Origin of the sequence: Pseudomonas sp. VS40 (assembly GCF_018587885.1) — a bacterium.
In the GTDB taxonomy this organism is placed as follows: domain Bacteria; phylum Pseudomonadota; class Gammaproteobacteria; order Pseudomonadales; family Pseudomonadaceae; genus Aquipseudomonas; species Aquipseudomonas pergaminensis.
This window is the reverse complement of sequence record NZ_JAGYWD010000001.1, coordinates 800054-815996: the sequence shown is the minus strand read 5'-3', so window position 1 is coordinate 815996 and position 15943 is coordinate 800054. Positions and strand designations below refer to the sequence as shown.

Sequence of the window (15943 nt, the reverse complement as noted above, 5' to 3'; positions counted from 1 at the left end):
GTGTCCCTGATCGCTTCAGACCACTTCCGCATCGTTGTCGGCCTCGGCAAGAGCGGCATGTCTCTGGTTCGCTTCCTGGCGAACCGGGGCAAGCCGTTTGCCGTGGCCGATACGCGGGAAAATCCACCGGAGCTGGTCACGCTGCGCCGTGACTACCCGCACGTGGAAGTGCGTTGTGGCGAGTTGGATGTCGAGTTTCTGTGCCGTGCCGATGAGCTCTACGTGAGCCCTGGCCTGGCGATCGCGACACCGGCCCTGCAAGCCGCTGCTGCCCGTGGCGTCAAGCTGTCCGGCGATATCGACCTGTTCGCGCGCCACGCGAAGGCACCGATCGTGGCCATCAGCGGCTCCAACGCGAAAAGCACCGTGACCACCCTGGTAGGCGAGATGGCGGCTGCGGCCGGCAAGCGTGTGGCCGTGGGTGGCAACCTCGGCACCCCGGCGCTGGACCTGCTCAGCGACGATGTCGAGCTGTATGTGATGGAGCTGTCGAGCTTCCAGCTGGAAACCACCCACGATCTCGGTGCCGAAGTGGCCACCGTGTTGAACGTGAGTGAAGACCACATGGACCGCTACAGCGGCCTGCCGGCCTATCACTTGGCCAAGCACCGGATCTTCCGTGGCGCCAAGCAAGTGGTGGTCAACCGTCAGGACGCGTTGAGCCGTCCGCTGATGGGCGAAGGCCTGCCGTGCTGGACCTTCGGCCTGAGCAAACCTGATTTCAAAGCCTTCGGCATTCGCGAAGAGAATGGCGAGAAATACCTGGCCTTCGAATTCCAGAACCTGATGCCGGTGCGCGAGCTGAAAATCCGTGGCGCGCATAACCAGTCCAACGCCCTGGCGGCCCTGGCGCTTGGCCATGCCGTTGGCCTGCCGTTTGAGGCCATGCTGGCTGCGCTGCGTACCTTTGGCGGCCTCGAGCATCGCTGCCAGTGGGTGCGCGACCTCGATGGCGTCAGCTATTACAACGACTCCAAGGCCACCAACGTCGGCGCTGCACTGGCGGCCATTGAAGGCCTTGGCGCCGATATCGAAGGCAAGCTGGTGCTGATCGCTGGTGGCGACGGCAAGGGTGCCGACTTCAAGGACCTTAAAGGCCCGGTGGCTGAACACTGTCGCGCCGTGGTGCTGATGGGCCGCGATTCCGACCTGATCGCTGCTGCTTTGGGTGATGCCGTGCCGCAAGTGCGTGCCACCTCGCTGGATGACGCGATTGCCCAGTGCAAAGCCCTGGCCCAGCCCGGCGATGCGGTGTTGCTGTCGCCCGCCTGCGCCAGTTTCGACATGTTCAAGAACTACGAAGAGCGCGGCCAGCTGTTCGCCCGCGCCGTGGAGGCCTTGGCATGAGTATCAACTTTCGGAACATCATCAAGCCGTACCCGTCGCCGATCATCACTGGGCGCGGTGTCGACCTCGATTTCCCGATGCTCGCCGGTTGCCTGGCGTTGCTCGGCCTGGGCTTGGTGATGATCACGTCGGCGTCCTCCGAAGTGGCCGCCGTGCAGTCCGGCAACACCCTGTACATGATGATCCGCCACTTGGTGTACCTGGTGATCGGCCTGGGCGCGTGCATCGTGACCATGATGATCCCTATCGCCACCTGGCAGCGCCTGGGCTGGTTGATGCTGATCGGCGCGTTTGGCTTGCTGATCATGGTGATCCTGCCTGGCATTGGCCGGGAGGTGAACGGTTCGATGCGCTGGATCGGCTTCGGCGCATTCAACGTGCAGCCGTCGGAGATCGCCAAGGTGTTCGTGGTGATCTACCTCGCCGGCTACCTGGTGCGTCGCCAGAAAGAAGTACGCGAAAGCTGGATGGGTTTCTTCAAGCCGTTCATCGTGCTGCTGCCGATGGCCGGTCTGTTGCTGATGGAGCCGGACTTCGGCGCTACCGTCGTCATGATGGGCGCGGCGGCCGCGATGCTGTTCCTTGGCGGCGTGGGCCTGTTCCGCTTCACCTTGATGGTGGTGCTGGCGGTGGCGGCGGTGACTGTGCTGGTACAAGCGCAACCCTACCGGATGGCGCGCTTGATCACCTTTACCGACCCATGGTCCGACCAGTTTGGTTCCGGCTACCAGTTGACCCAGGCGCTGATCGCCTTCGGTCGCGGCGAGTGGCTGGGCGTGGGCCTGGGTAACAGCGTGCAGAAGCAGTTCTACCTGCCGGAAGCGCATACCGACTTCGTGTTCTCGGTGCTTGCGGAAGAACTCGGTGTGGTCGGTTCGCTCTGCACCGTCGCGCTGTTCGTGTTCGTGTGCGTGCGCGGCATGTACATCGGCCTGTGGGCCGAGAAGGCCAAACAGTATTTCGCCGCCTATGTGGCGTATGGCTTGTCGTTCCTGTGGATCGGCCAGTTCCTGATCAACATCGGTGTGAACGTCGGCCTGCTGCCGACCAAGGGCCTGACCTTGCCGTTCCTCAGTTACGGCGGCAGTTCGTTGGTGATCTGCTGCGCGTGCCTGGGCCTGTTGCTGCGCATCGAGTGGGAGAGTCGCACCCACCTGGGCAGCGAAGAGATGGAGTTCAGCGAAAGCGACTTCGCCGAGGAGCCGACCCATGGGCGCTAACGTGCTGATCATGGCGGGCGGCACCGGGGGCCATGTGTTCCCGGCCCTGGCGTGCGCGCGGGAATTCCAGAACCGTGGCTACACCGTGCACTGGTTGGGCACACCGCGTGGCATCGAAAATGAATTGGTGCCGACCGCCGGCTTGCCGCTGCACCTGATCAACGTCACCGGCCTGCGCGGCAAGAGCAAGTTGTCCTTGCTCAAGGCGCCGTTCGTGTTGCTCAAGGCGGTGTGGCAGGCGCGCAAAATCATTCGTGAATTGAAACCGGTATGCGTGCTCGGTTTTGGTGGGTACGTGACAGGTCCTGGTGGTGTTGCTGCTCGGCTCGCTGGTGTGCCGGTGATCGTGCACGAGCAAAACGCCGTCGCCGGAACCGCCAACCGCCTGCTGGCGCCATTGGCTGCACGGGTGTGTGAAGCGTTTCCGAAAACCTTTGGTGCATCGGACAAGCTGCGCACCACCGGTAATCCGGTACGCACCGAACTGTTTATGGACATTGCTCGCGAAGCACTGGCCGGGCGCAAGCCGCACCTGCTGGTCATGGGCGGCAGCCTGGGCTCCGAGCCGTTGAACAAACTGCTGCCCCAAGCCCTGGCGCAACTCCCCGTGGAATTGCGTCCGGAGGTCTTCCATCAGGCCGGCAAAGATCACGGTGAAGTCACCGCCACGCGTTATCGCGAAGCCGGTGTTGAGGCGAACGTACAGCCTTTCATCAAAGACATGGCCCACGCCTATGGCTGGGCCGACCTGGTGGTCTGCCGCTCCGGTGCGCTGACCGTCAGTGAACTGGCCGCCGCCGGTCTGCCGTCCTTGCTGGTGCCTTTGCCCCACGCCATCGACGATCACCAGACCCGCAACGCCGAATATTTGGCCGGGGAGGGCGCTGCCTTCCTGCTGCCGCAAAGAACGACTGGCGCCGCCGATTTGGCCGCACGCCTGACCGAGGTATTGATGCAACCGGAACGACTCAACAGCATGGCGAGCACCGCAAGCCGCCTGGCCAAACCTGACGCAACCCGCACCGTGGTCGATATCTGCCTGGAGGTGGCCCATGGTTGAGAATCAGAAAGCCATGCCGCAACCGGAAATGCGCCGCATCCGGCGTATCCACTTCGTCGGTATCGGCGGCGTGGGCATGTGCGGCATCGCCGAAGTGTTGCTGAACCTGGGTTATCAGGTGTCCGGCTCCGACTTGAAAGAGTCGCCGGTCACTGATCGCCTGAAAACCTTCGGTGCGCAGATCTTTATCGGCCACCGCGCCGAAAACGCCTCCGAGGCTGACGTTCTGGTGGTGTCCAGCGCCGTGAACACCTCCAACCCGGAAGTGGCCACTGCCCTTGAGCGCCGCATTCCCGTGGTGCCACGTGCCGAGATGCTGGCCGAGCTGATGCGCTACCGCCACGGCATTGCCGTTGCCGGTACCCATGGCAAAACCACCACCACCAGCCTGATCGCCTCGGTGTTCGCCGCCGGTGGCCTGGACCCGACCTTTGTCATCGGTGGTCGCCTGAATGCAGCCGGCACCAATGCCCAGCTTGGCACCAGCCGCTACCTCATTGCCGAAGCCGATGAGAGTGATGCGAGCTTCCTGCACCTGCAACCGCTGGTCGCTGTCGTCACCAACATCGACGAAGACCACATGGCGACCTACGACGGTGACTTCAACAAGTTGAAGAAAACCTTCGTCGAGTTCCTGCACAACCTGCCGTTCTACGGTCTGGCGGTGGTGTGCCTGGACGATCCGGTGGTGCGCGAAATCCTGCCGCTGGTCAAACGCCCGACCGTGACCTACGGCTTCAGCGAAGACGCTGACGTACGCGCTATCAATGTGCGCCAGGAAGGCATGCAAACCTTCTTCACCGTGCTGCGTCCGGACCGTGAGCCACTGGATGTATCGGTGAACATGCCGGGCAACCACAACGTACTCAACTCCTTGGCGACTATCTGCATTGCCACCGACGAAGGCGTCAGCGACGAGGCCATCGTCGAAGGCCTGTCGCGCTTTGCCGGCGTGGGCCGTCGCTTCCAGGTCTACGGCCAACTGCCGGTAGAGGGCGGTGACGTGATGCTGGTGGACGACTACGGTCACCACCCGACCGAAGTCGCCGCGGTGATCAAGGCCGTGCGCGGTGGCTGGCCGGAGCGCCGCCTGGTGATGGTCTACCAGCCGCACCGCTACAGCCGTACCCGCGACCTGTACGACGATTTCGTCAATGTATTGGCCGATGCCAACGTGCTGTTGCTGATGGAGGTGTACCCGGCCGGTGAAGAACCGATCCCGGGCGCCGACAGCCGCAAGCTGTGCAACAGCATCCGTCAGCGGGGCCAGTTGGACCCGATCTACATCGAGCGTGGTGTAGACCTGGCGCCGATCGTCAAGCCGCTGCTGCGAGCCGGTGACATTTTGCTGTGCCAGGGTGCCGGTGACATTGGTGGCCTTGCCCCTAAATTACTGGCGAGCCCGCTGTTTGCCGCCGCGAAGGGGAAGTCGAAATGATCAACGACTACGGCTCCCTGTTTTCCACAATCGCACCCGCTGACTTCGGTCGCGTGGCGGTGTTGTTCGGCGGCAAAAGCGCTGAACGTGAAGTGTCGCTCAAGTCCGGCAACGCTGTGCTCGAAGCCCTGCAAAGCGCCGGCGTGAACGCCTTCGGCATCGACGTGGGCGATGACTTCCTCGCTCGCCTTCTGGCCGAGAAGATCGACCGTGCCTTCATCATCCTCCACGGCCGTGGCGGTGAAGACGGCAGCATGCAAGGCCTGTTGGAGTGCGCCGGCATCCCTTACACCGGCAGCGGCATCCTTGCCTCCGCGCTGGCGATGGACAAGTTGCGCACCAAGCAGGTGTGGCACAGCCTGGGCATTCCAACCCCGCGTCACAGTGTGCTGTGCAGCGAAGACGATTGTATTTCTGCAGCCAAGGAACTGGGCCTGCCTTTGATCGTCAAACCTGCCCATGAAGGCTCCAGTATCGGCATGGCTAAAGTGAACTCGGCCGCCGAATTGATCGACGCATGGAAAGCGGCAAGTACCTACGATTCGCAAGTGTTGGTGGAACAGTGGATCCAGGGTCCCGAGTACACCATCGCCACCCTGCGTGGCCAGGTATTGCCGCCTATCGCATTGGGCACGCCCCACACCTTTTACGACTACGACGCCAAGTACCTGGCTTCCGATACCCAGTACCGGATCCCTTGCGGCCTTGACGCAAGCAAAGAACAGGAATTGATGGACCTCACGGCTAAAGCCTGTGAGGCGCTGGGTATCGCCGGTTGGGCGCGCGCAGACGTGATGCAGGATGACCAAGGGAATTTCTGGTTCCTGGAAGTCAACACCGCACCGGGCATGACCGATCACAGCCTGGTACCTATGGCAGCCCGTGCGGCCGGTCTGGACTTCCAGCAGTTGGTGCTGGCGATCCTGGCCGACAGCATTGAGCCAAGAGGCTAAGACATGAAAGGCGCATCGCTTCGTCATCAGCCCCCACAAGCACCGAGCCGCAAGCCGGTGCCACGGGGTGCCAGCCGAATGGTGGCTAAAGAGCCGATGTCGGCGCGCCTGCCGAAAGCCAACTTTGGTTTCCTCAAGGCGCTGTTCTGGCCGGTGTTGCTGGTGGTGCTGGGCTTCGGAACCTACGAGGGCGCGCAGCGTCTGTTGCCGTATGCCGACCGGCCGATCACCAAGATCAGCGTGCAGGGCGACTTGAGCTACATCAGCCAGCAAGCGGTACAGCAGCGCATTGGCCCGTACCTGGCGGCGAGCTTCTTTACCATCGACCTGGCCGGTATGCGCTCGGAGCTGGAGCAGATGCCGTGGATCGCTCACGCCGAGGTCCGCCGTGTATGGCCGGACCAGGTCACGATCCGCCTGGAAGAACAACTGCCCGTGGCCCGTTGGGGCGATGAAGCGCTGTTGAACAACCAGGGCCAGGCGTTCACCCCGCGTGAGCTGGCGAACTACGAGCACCTGCCGCAGTTGTTCGGGCCGCAGCGGGCGCAGCAGCAAGTGATGCAGCAGTACCAGGCCTTGAGCCAGATGCTGCGGCCAATGGGCTTCTCCATTGCACGCCTGGAACTGCGTGAACGGGGTAGCTGGTTTTTGACGACCGGGGCAGGCAGTTCCGGCCCGGGCATCCAGTTGTTGCTGGGACGCGACCGCTTGGTGGAAAAGATGCGCCGCTTCATTGCCATCTATGACAAGACCTTGAAAGAACAGATTACGAACATTGCGAGCGTCGACCTGCGTTACGCCAACGGCCTTGCCGTCGGCTGGCGTGAACCGGCTGCGCCCACGGCAGCGCAACCCGCTGTCGCGAAGAATTAAGAAGAGGCAGGACCCATGGCAAACGTGCAAAGCGGCAAAATGATCGTCGGTCTCGATATCGGCACCTCCAAAGTGGTGGCGCTGGTGGGCGAGGTCGGTGAAGACGGCGTCATCGAAATCGTCGGTATTGGCACGCATCCGTCCCGGGGCCTGAAGAAGGGCGTGGTGGTGAACATCGAGTCCACCGTGCAGTCGATCCAGCGCGCCATCGAAGAAGCGCAGCTGATGGCCGGTTGCCGGATCCACTCGGCATTCGTTGGCGTGGCGGGCAACCATATTCGCAGCCTGAACTCCCACGGCATCGTGGCGATCCGCGACCGCGAAGTCAGCTCCGCCGACCTTGAGCGCGTGCTTGACGCTGCCCAGGCCGTGGCGATCCCGGCTGACCAGCGCGTGTTGCACACGCTGCCCCAGGACTACGTGATCGACAACCAGGAAGGCGTTCGTGAGCCGCTGGGCATGTCCGGCGTACGTCTGGAAGCCAAGGTCCACGTGGTGACCTGCGCCGTCAACGCCGCACAGAACATTGAAAAATGCGTGCGCCGCTGCGGCCTGGAAATCGACGACATCATTCTTGAACAGTTGGCCTCGGCCTATTCGGTACTCACCGACGACGAGAAAGAGCTGGGCGTGTGCCTGGTCGACATCGGCGGCGGCACCACCGACATCGCGATCTTCACCGAGGGTGCGATCCGTCACACCGCCGTGATCCCGATTGCTGGCGACCAAGTGACCAACGACATCGCCATGGCGCTGCGTACACCGACCCAGTACGCCGAAGAAATCAAGATTCGCTACGCCTGCGCCCTGGCCAAACTGGCCGGTGCCGGCGAGACCATCAAGGTACCAAGCGTGGGCGATCGTCCACCGCGTGAACTGTCGCGCCAGGCCCTGGCCGAAGTGGTCGAGCCGCGCTACGACGAACTGTTCACCCTGATCCAGGCGGAACTGCGTCGCAGCGGCTACGAAGATTTGATTCCGGCCGGCATCGTGCTGACCGGTGGCACCTCGAAGATGGAAGGCGCGGTCGAACTGGCCGAGGAAATCTTCCACATGCCAGTCCGCCTGGGCGTGCCCCATGGCGTCAAAGGCTTGGGCGACGTAGTACGCAACCCGATTTATTCCACCGGTGTGGGCTTGCTGTTGTACGGGCTGCAAAAGCAGACCGACGGCATTTCCCTGTCGGGCCCGAGTAACCGTGACAGCTACCGCAGCGACGACGAGGCGAAAGCGCCGTTGTTCGAGCGTTTGCAAGCATGGGTCAAAGGCAATTTTTAAGATTTACCGCGACACCGTTGTAAGCAGTAGGCGAAAAAACTAGAGAAAACGAAAGGAGAGGGAACATGTTCGAACTCGTAGACAACATCCCCGCAAGCCCGGTCATCAAAGTGATCGGTGTCGGCGGTGGCGGCGGCAACGCTGTCAATCACATGGTCAAGAGCAACATTGAAGGCGTTGAATTCATCTGCGCCAACACTGATGCCCAGGCGCTGAAAAGCATCGGCGCGCGGACCATCCTGCAATTGGGCACAGCCGTGACCAAGGGCCTCGGCGCTGGCGCCAATCCGGAAGTCGGCCGTCAAGCCGCGCTGGAAGACCGCGAGCGTATTGCTGAAGTGCTGCAAGGCACCAACATGGTGTTCATCACCACTGGCATGGGCGGCGGTACCGGTACCGGTGCTGCGCCGATCATTGCCGAAGTGGCCAAGGAAATGGGGATTCTGACGGTTGCTGTCGTGACCCGTCCGTTCCCGTTCGAAGGCCGCAAGCGCATGCAGATCGCCGACGAAGGTATCCGTCTGCTGTCTGAAAGCGTCGACTCGTTGATCACCATCCCCAACGAGAAACTGCTGACTATCCTGGGCAAGGACGCAAGCCTGCTGTCCGCGTTCGCCAAGGCTGACGATGTACTGGCCGGTGCCGTTCGCGGTATCTCCGACATCATCAAGCGCCCAGGCATGATCAACGTCGACTTTGCCGACGTACGTACCGTGATGAGCGAAATGGGCATGGCGATGATGGGCACTGGCTGCGCCAGCGGTCCGAACCGTGCGCGTGAAGCCACCGAAGCGGCCATCCGCAACCCGTTGCTGGAAGACGTGAACCTGCAAGGCGCACGCGGCATCCTGGTGAACATCACCGCCGGTCCTGACCTGTCCCTGGGTGAGTACTCCGACGTGGGTAGCATCATTGAAGCCTTCGCTTCCGAGCACGCCATGGTCAAGGTCGGTACCGTTATCGATCCGGACATGCGCGACGAGCTGCACGTGACCGTGGTCGCCACCGGCCTGGGCGCGAAAATCGAGAAGCCTGTGAAGGTCATCGACAACACCCTGCATAACAGCCAAGCCAGCCACGCCAGCCAAGCGGCTGCCGCTCCAGCGCCTTCGCGCCAGGAACTGCCGTCGGTGAACTACCGTGACCTGGACCGTCCGACCGTGATGCGCAATCAGGCTCAGGCCGGTGCTGCGGCGTCCCGTAGCCCGAATCCGCAAGATGATCTGGACTACCTGGACATCCCGGCATTCCTGCGTCGTCAGGCCGATTAATGGAATGTATCAGGGCTATGAAGGTGATTGGTGTTCAGCAAAGGTCTGGTCTGCTATTATCGCCAGCCTTTGTTGATACCAGTTCGCAATTTGCGCTGAAGCGGTCCAAGCCATGATTAAACAACGCACCCTGAAGAATATTATTCGTGCCACAGGTGTAGGTCTGCACTCCGGGGAGAAGGTATACCTGACCCTCAAGCCTGCACCTGTCGACACCGGCATCGTGTTTGTGCGTGCCGACCTGGACCCTGTGGTGCAGATTCCTGCTCGCGCGGAAAACGTTGGCGAAACCACTATGTCGACCACATTGGTCAACGGTGACGTCAAAGTGGACACGGTGGAGCACTTGCTCTCGGCCATGGCTGGCCTGGGCATCGATAACGCCTACGTCGAGCTCTCCGCGTCCGAAGTCCCGATCATGGATGGCAGCGCTGGACCCTTCGTATTCTTGATTCAATCTGCCGGCCTGGAAGAACAGGACGCAGCCAAGAAGTTCATTCGCATTCTGCGGGAAGTGACAGTAGAAGACGGCGACAAGCGCGCCACCTTCGTCCCGTTCGAAGGCTTTAAAGTGAGCTTTGAGATCGATTTCGATCACCCGGTATTCCGTGACCGCACCCAAAGTGCAAGCGTGGATTTTTCCAGCACTTCGTTTGTAAAAGAAGTCAGCCGCGCCCGTACCTTTGGTTTCATGAGTGACATCGAGTACCTGCGCAAGCACAACCTCGCACTCGGCGGCAGCGTTGAAAACGCCATTGTGGTCGACGCGGATGGTGTACTGAACGAAGACGGCCTTCGCTACGAAGACGAGTTCGTGAAGCACAAGATCCTCGATGCAATCGGTGACCTCTACCTGCTGGGCAATAGCCTGATAGGCGAGTTCAAAGGCTTCAAGTCGGGCCACGCCCTTAACAACCAGCTGCTGCGCAAGTTGATTGAGCAGACAGACGCTTGGGAAGTCGTGACCTTCGAAGATGCCAGCACCGCACCGATCTCTTACATGCGTCCCGTTGCGGCGGTGTAAGTAACAACTCTCTTTCTTTAGTTTTGAAAGGCCACCTTCGGGTGGCCTTTTTTTATGCCTGAATTTTAGGGCGCTTAGTGGCGATCGGGCCTATTGTGGTGAGCCCGCTCACCACAACAGGCCCGCTCACCACACCAAGCCTGTTCACAACATTAAGCCCGCTCACCGCAGAAACGCCGTGTTCATTAAAGGACCGAAGCATCCACGATACGGTTGCGCCCGGTGTGCTTGGCTTCATAGAGCGCCTGATCCGCACTTAGCAACAACGCCTCCAGCGACTGACGGCTACGCTTGTCCCAAGTACTCAGGCCAATGCTCACGGTAATCGGCTGCTCATCACCTCCAACCCTCGGCAAGTACTCGATGGCGCTGCGGATGTGCTCGGCGATCACCCAGGCGCCCTTGGCGTCGGTCACCGGCAACACCACCGCGAACTCTTCGCCGCCATAACGTGCGGCCAGGTCAGCCGGTCGGCGGATGTTGCTGCCGATCACCTGGGCCACGCTGCGCAACGCGTCGTCGCCACCGTGATGGCCGTGGCGGTCGTTGAAGGCCTTGAAGTGGTCCACGTCAATCATCAGCACCGTCAGCGGCTCGGTGGAGCGCTGAGCGCGGTCCCACTCAAGGCGCAGGCGTTCATCCAGAACGCGCCGGTTGGCCAGGCCGGTCAATGCATCGGTGGCTGCCAGTTCTGACAGTACTCGTTCAGCGCGACGCCGCCTTCGCAGTTCCCGGCGTAGCAACCAGGTCAGCCACAACAAACCGGCGCAGAGCACCCCGGTGGCACCACTGGTCAGCAGTGCCGCGCGTCTCCAGGGTGCGAATACGTCCTCGCTGGACAACGCTACTACCACGATCAATGGCAGGGCACCGACATTGGTAAATGTATACAGGCGCTCTTTACCACTGATGGCAGAGATCGCCTGAAAGCTGCCGCTTCCGTCGCGCAGTATTCGCTTGAAGTTAGGCCGGTCACTCAGGTCCTTGTCGATCATGTCGCGTTCGAGCAGCGGCTGCTGGGCCAGGAGAATGCCGTTGTTGTTCAGCAGGTTGACGCTGCTGCCATTGCCGATGGTCAGGGTGTTGAACAGCTGGTCGAAATACGCCAGGCGCATGGTCGCGACCGCTACGCCGACAAACTCTCCCTTGGGGCCCGACACACGTCGACTGAATGCCATGCGCCAGACCTGGTCGCAGTCGCAATGGATCTTGAAGGGGCGACTGATAAACAGGCCCGCGTTGGCGTCCTTGGCATGCACCTGGAAATAATCGCGGCTGGCAAAATTACGTGGCGTGGGCCGCAGTGTGGAGGAGTCGGCGATAACCTTGCCGTTGGCATCCAGCAGCAAGACCTCGCCCTTGAAAGGCGCCGCCGTGGATAAATCAAACTGCACCAAGTGCTGGATATTGGCAGCAACCCCGGACAGGTCTTCACGTTGCGTGGCCGCAATCAGCCCGTTGAGCGACAGGTCATACAACTCGACGTTACGCAGCACGTCGGCGTTGATCAGTTGGGCGATATTGGTGGTCGATCGCTTGGCCGCCTCAAGCGTGCTGGCGTGTTCGCGAATCAACAGCACCGCGACAATGATCACAATCAGGGCAACGCTGAGCCCGCTGCCCAGCATCAGTAACAACTCAGGATGTGCGGGTGAGGTACGAACAGGGCGTGGACTCATCGGGCAGACTTCAGCGGTGAGGATGCTGGCAGTTTAGTTCTACCCGATGAAAATTAAATGCTTGGTTAAAAAGAAAAAGACGTCTGTCAGAACACGTTGATCGGGTAGTCGACGATCACCCGGTATTCATCCACATCCCGATCCACCGCCGAGTAACCATTGCTGCCACGGTTGACCGCCCATTGCAGGCGCACCGCCAAGTCCTTGGCCTTGCCGTCCTGCACGACGTATTTCAGGTCGATGTCCCGTTCCCAATGCTTGGCGTCTTTACCGTCGGCGCTGTACCACGCGCTATAGCCACGGCTTTGCGGGTCGACCTTGGTCAGGTCGGTCTTGCCGCTGATATAGGACACGGCCGAGGTCAGGCCGGGCAGGCCCAGGCCGCCGAAGTTATAGGCGTACTTGAGTTTCCACGAGCGCTCATTGGGGCCGTTGAAGTCGGAGTACTGCTGGGAGTTGTCCAGGTACACGCTGTCGCCCTGGGCGATGTAGTCGAACGGTGTGTTGCCGTTGACCCGCTGGTACGCGGCCGTGACGCTGTGATGGCCGACGTCCACGGTGAAGTGCAGGCTGTAGGTGTTGTTGTCGATATCCCCCAGCAGCGACTGCCCGGTGTCCTGGGTATGGTAGTAGTGCAGACCGGGGTTGAGACTGATCATCTCGTTCACCACATAGGTGTAGTCCAGGTCGTAGTAGTACTGGTTCCACACGTCCTTGAGCTCGGAGGCGTAGAGGTTGCTGGTCAGCCCGTCGATGCCGCTGAACGACACGCCGGCCCAGTTCATGTGCTGGCTATCGGTATTGCTGGGCAGCGCACCGTAGCTGGTGCCGATGCGGCGGTGGCCGCTCTGGTTGTAGAGCTTGGTGAAGCTGGCCTGGCCACCTTCGAACATCCAGCCGTCGAGGCTGTGGTTGCTCAGGCTCACGCCACGGAAGGTCTGCGGCAGCATGCGGGTTGCGCCGCCGGCGATCACCGGGTTATTGAGGAACAGGTCGCCGGCCCTCAACTCGGTATCGAACGCGCGCATTTTCAAGGCGCCACCCGCCGTCGAGAACGAGCCGGGCGCCTTACCGTTGCCACTGCCGTACGGAAGGATGCTGGAACCGTCCGTACCGCCACCGCCGTCCAGCTTCAGACCGAGCATGGCATGGGCGTCCAGGCCGAAGCCGACGGTGCCCTGGGTGTAGCCGGATTCGAAGGTGCCGATGAAACCCTGGCCCCATTCCTTACTGTCATCGGTGTGGATGTCGCGACGGTCGCGGTTCATGTAGTAGTTGCGGGTGTTGATATTGAGGTGGGCGCCTTCGACGAAACCGTCGGCGGGGGTGGTGTCTGCCGCATGGGCAAGAGGGGTGATCGTTGCTGCAATTGCGAGAAATAACGGGGTGAACGTCAGCGAGTTCTTCACCGGTGTAGCTCCTTTGGTCAATCGGAAAACGGCCAATGTCGTGGGGGTGCCTGGCCTTTTTTTACGGCAAAAAAAAGCCGCTGAAGTCAGCGGCTTTAAGACAGATTCCCAGTGTAGAGCCCTGGAAATAAGTCGAGGGAAATTCGGGTAAGCGGGAGGCTGCCTTTGCCGTCGCGCTCATCGATGCGTCAAATTAACGCAGGCGAGCGGTACGATACAGAGTGTAACAAGATAATGACTGTTGCCCAAATCGCAACAAACCCATCACCGTCCCTGTAGGAGCCGGCTTGCCGGCGATAGCGGTGGCTCAGTCATGCACACGTCGACCCGAACACCGCCATCGCCGGCAGTGTCAGACGGGCAAAGTGATGCCAAAGGTATTGCCGCCGCCCTCACTGCGCACGAACACATCACCGCCGTGCATCAGCGCAATCGCCTTGACGATGGCCAGCCCCAGGCCATGGTTGGCGCCGCTGTTGCTGCGTGACGCATCCACCCGATAAAACCGTTCGAACAGACGTGGCAAGTGTTCGCTGGCAATGACGTCGCCGGGGTTGGTGACGCCGATCGCCACCTGATGTTCTTGCACCTCGATATTCACCACGATCACCTGCCCAGGCGCGGTGTGCTGCACCGCGTTGCTCAGCAGGTTGATCAGCGCACGGCGCAGGTGGGCTTTTTCGATCTGCACCGTGGCATCGCCCTTTACCTGTACCTTGACCTGGGCGTCTTCAAGAATGAAGTCCAGGTAGTCGAGGGTGGTGGCTACTTCGTCGGCCAGGGAGCTTTCGATCAACTTGGTGGCCTTGCTGCCCTGGTCGGCGCTGGCCAGGAACAGCATGTCATTGATGATCGAACGTAGGCGCTCCAGCTCTTCAAGGTTCGATTGCAGCACCTCGAAATAATGCTCGGCCGAACGCCCTCGGGTCAGCGCCACTTGGGTCTGGCCGATCAGGTTGGTCAGGGGCGAGCGCAGTTCGTGGGCGACGTCGGCGTTGAACGATTCCAGGCGTGAATAGGCCTGCTCGACGCGGTCGAGCGTGGAGTTGAACGAATTGACGAACTGGCTCAGCTCCGGCGGCAGCGGCGACAGTTCAAGGCGCCCGGAGAGTTTTGGTGGCGCGAGCTTTTGCGCCTCGTCCGACAGCTTGCCCAGCGGCTTCAGGCCGATGCGTGAAACCCAGAACCCCAACAGCGCCGCCAGGACCACACCGACAAATGCGAGGCTGATCAACGCCACCAGCAAATGATGCTGGGTTGCACGGAAGTTCTCGGTATCGATGGCAATCATGAAGCGCAGGGGCGGGCGCTGCTCCTTGGCCGGGAACTGGCTCACCAGCACTTTGAATGGGTGATGGTGGCCCGGCAGGCGCAAATCGCGCTTGCCGGTAGGCCCTTCGGCAAACGCGCGGATCTGCGCGTCCGGCTCGCCATATTCATAATTCGGATCGCTGCTCACCACCCAGAAACGAATACGTTTGTCTTCCTCACCCAGCAGCTTGAGCTTGGCCTTGATCTTTACCCAATGGTCCGGCGTGCCGAAGCGGTTCACCGAAGATTCGAGCACGCTGTAACGCGCATCCAGCTCGGCGCCTGGCAACAAGCCCAGCCCCCGGTCCACTTGCTGATAAAGCGCACCACCGATCAATACGAAGATCAGCAGCGCCACCAGGGTGAACATGCCGCTCAGGCGCAGGGCGATGGAGTTAGCTGACACTTCGGCTCTCCAGCACATACCCCATGCCACGGATGGTGTGCAGCAGCTTTTGTTCGAACGGCCCGTCGAGCTTGGCGCGCAGGCGCTTGATCGCGACTTCCACCACGTTGGCGTCGCTGTCGAAATTGATGTCCCAGACCATCTCCGCAATCGCGGTCTTGGACAGGATCTCACCCTGGCGCCGCGCCAACACGCTGAGCAGCGAGAACTCCTTGGCGGTCAGGTCCAGGCGCAAGCCATTGCGACTGGCCTTGCGGCTGATCAGGTCGATCCACAGGTCGGCGACCGTCACCTGCACGGGTTCATGACCACCGCTGCGGCGGGTCAGGGCTTGCAGGCGTGCCACCAGTTCCAGGAAGGAAAACGGTTTGCCCAGGTAATCGTCGGCGCCTTCGCGCAGGCCGCGAATGCGGTCTTCCACGCGCTCGCGGGCCGTGAGCATGATCACCGGCGTCTGCTTGCGCGCGCGCAGGGCACGCAGCACGCCAAAGCCATCGAGGCCAGGCAGCATCACGTCGAGCACGATGACCGCGTAGTCGTTCTCCAGCGCCAGGTGCAAACCCTCGACGCCTTCGCGTGCCACGTCGACGGTGTAGCCTTGCTCCGTCAGACCACGGTGCAGGTAGTCGGCGGTTTTTTCTTCATCTTCAATAATCAGTACGCGCATGAGTCTT

At 61.2% G+C, this 15943-nt stretch carries 13 protein-coding genes; 9 read left to right on the top strand and 4 right to left on the bottom strand.

From position 1 onward, the window contains the following. The 9 genes from murD to lpxC all read left to right on the top strand — a co-directional run bounded on the left by murD (nucleotide 1) and on the right by lpxC (nucleotide 10464). Nucleotides 1–1347 carry a UDP-N-acetylmuramoyl-L-alanine--D-glutamate ligase gene (gene murD, locus KHP07_RS03660; protein WP_100491468.1) on the top strand — a complete coding sequence of 449 codons (1347 nt, stop codon included), beginning with the start codon at nucleotides 1–3 and terminating at the stop codon, nucleotides 1345–1347. Beyond that, entirely contained in the window at nucleotides 1344–2567 is a 1224-nt protein-coding gene (gene ftsW, locus KHP07_RS03655; protein WP_078046959.1) for a putative lipid II flippase FtsW, read from the top strand. The genes murD and ftsW overlap by 4 nt, the downstream gene beginning before the upstream one ends. Continuing rightward, on the top strand, nucleotides 2557–3627 hold the full coding sequence (gene murG, locus KHP07_RS03650; protein ID WP_099494069.1) for an undecaprenyldiphospho-muramoylpentapeptide beta-N-acetylglucosaminyltransferase: 1071 nt from the start codon (nucleotides 2557–2559) through the stop codon (nucleotides 3625–3627). The genes ftsW and murG overlap by 11 nt, the downstream gene beginning before the upstream one ends. Then, nucleotides 3620–5065: a UDP-N-acetylmuramate--L-alanine ligase gene (gene murC, locus KHP07_RS03645; RefSeq protein ID WP_214496617.1), complete on the top strand. Its 1446-nt coding sequence runs from the start codon at nucleotides 3620–3622 to the stop codon at nucleotides 5063–5065. The genes murG and murC overlap by 8 nt, the downstream gene beginning before the upstream one ends. Further along, nucleotides 5062–6018 (top strand): D-alanine--D-alanine ligase, encoded by a 957-nt coding sequence (locus tag KHP07_RS03640; protein ID WP_099494070.1) that lies wholly within the window; start codon nucleotides 5062–5064, stop codon nucleotides 6016–6018. Before murC ends, KHP07_RS03640 begins: the two co-directional genes overlap by 4 nt. Nucleotides 6019–6021: 3 nt before the next feature. After that, nucleotides 6022–6891: a cell division protein FtsQ/DivIB gene (locus KHP07_RS03635; RefSeq protein ID WP_033899483.1), complete on the top strand. Its 870-nt coding sequence runs from the start codon at nucleotides 6022–6024 to the stop codon at nucleotides 6889–6891. A 15-nt stretch (nucleotides 6892–6906) separates the two neighbouring features. Then, nucleotides 6907–8169: a cell division protein FtsA gene (ftsA, locus tag KHP07_RS03630; protein WP_010213031.1), complete on the top strand. Its 1263-nt coding sequence runs from the start codon at nucleotides 6907–6909 to the stop codon at nucleotides 8167–8169. A 65-nt stretch (nucleotides 8170–8234) separates the two neighbouring features. Beyond that, nucleotides 8235–9440, top strand: coding sequence for a cell division protein FtsZ (gene ftsZ, locus KHP07_RS03625; RefSeq protein ID WP_017526184.1), 1206 nt, complete (start codon nucleotides 8235–8237; stop codon nucleotides 9438–9440). A 112-nt stretch (nucleotides 9441–9552) separates the two neighbouring features. Next, nucleotides 9553–10464 (top strand): UDP-3-O-acyl-N-acetylglucosamine deacetylase, encoded by a 912-nt coding sequence (gene lpxC / locus KHP07_RS03620; RefSeq protein WP_003171886.1) that lies wholly within the window; start codon nucleotides 9553–9555, stop codon nucleotides 10462–10464. Nucleotides 10465–10649: 185 nt separating this feature from the next. Here the strand turns inward: lpxC and KHP07_RS03615 are convergent, their stop codons facing one another. The 4 genes from KHP07_RS03615 to KHP07_RS03600 form a co-directional block, all read right to left on the bottom strand. Next, on the bottom strand, nucleotides 10650–12143 hold the full coding sequence (locus KHP07_RS03615; protein WP_214496616.1) for a sensor domain-containing diguanylate cyclase: 1494 nt from the start codon (nucleotides 12141–12143) through the stop codon (nucleotides 10650–10652). Nucleotides 12144–12229: 86 nt separating this feature from the next. Then, nucleotides 12230–13552 carry an OprD family porin gene (locus KHP07_RS03610; protein ID WP_214496615.1) on the bottom strand — a complete coding sequence of 441 codons (1323 nt, stop codon included), beginning with the start codon at nucleotides 13550–13552 and terminating at the stop codon, nucleotides 12230–12232. A gap of 352 nt (nucleotides 13553–13904) precedes the next feature. After that, complete coding sequence (locus tag KHP07_RS03605) at nucleotides 13905–15269, bottom strand: heavy metal sensor histidine kinase (RefSeq protein WP_100491465.1); 1365 nt, start codon at nucleotides 15267–15269, stop codon at nucleotides 13905–13907. Beyond that, nucleotides 15259–15936, bottom strand: coding sequence for a heavy metal response regulator transcription factor (locus tag KHP07_RS03600; protein ID WP_078046966.1), 678 nt, complete (start codon nucleotides 15934–15936; stop codon nucleotides 15259–15261). Before KHP07_RS03600 ends, KHP07_RS03605 begins: the two co-directional genes overlap by 11 nt. Nucleotides 15937–15943 lie beyond the last annotated feature (7 nt).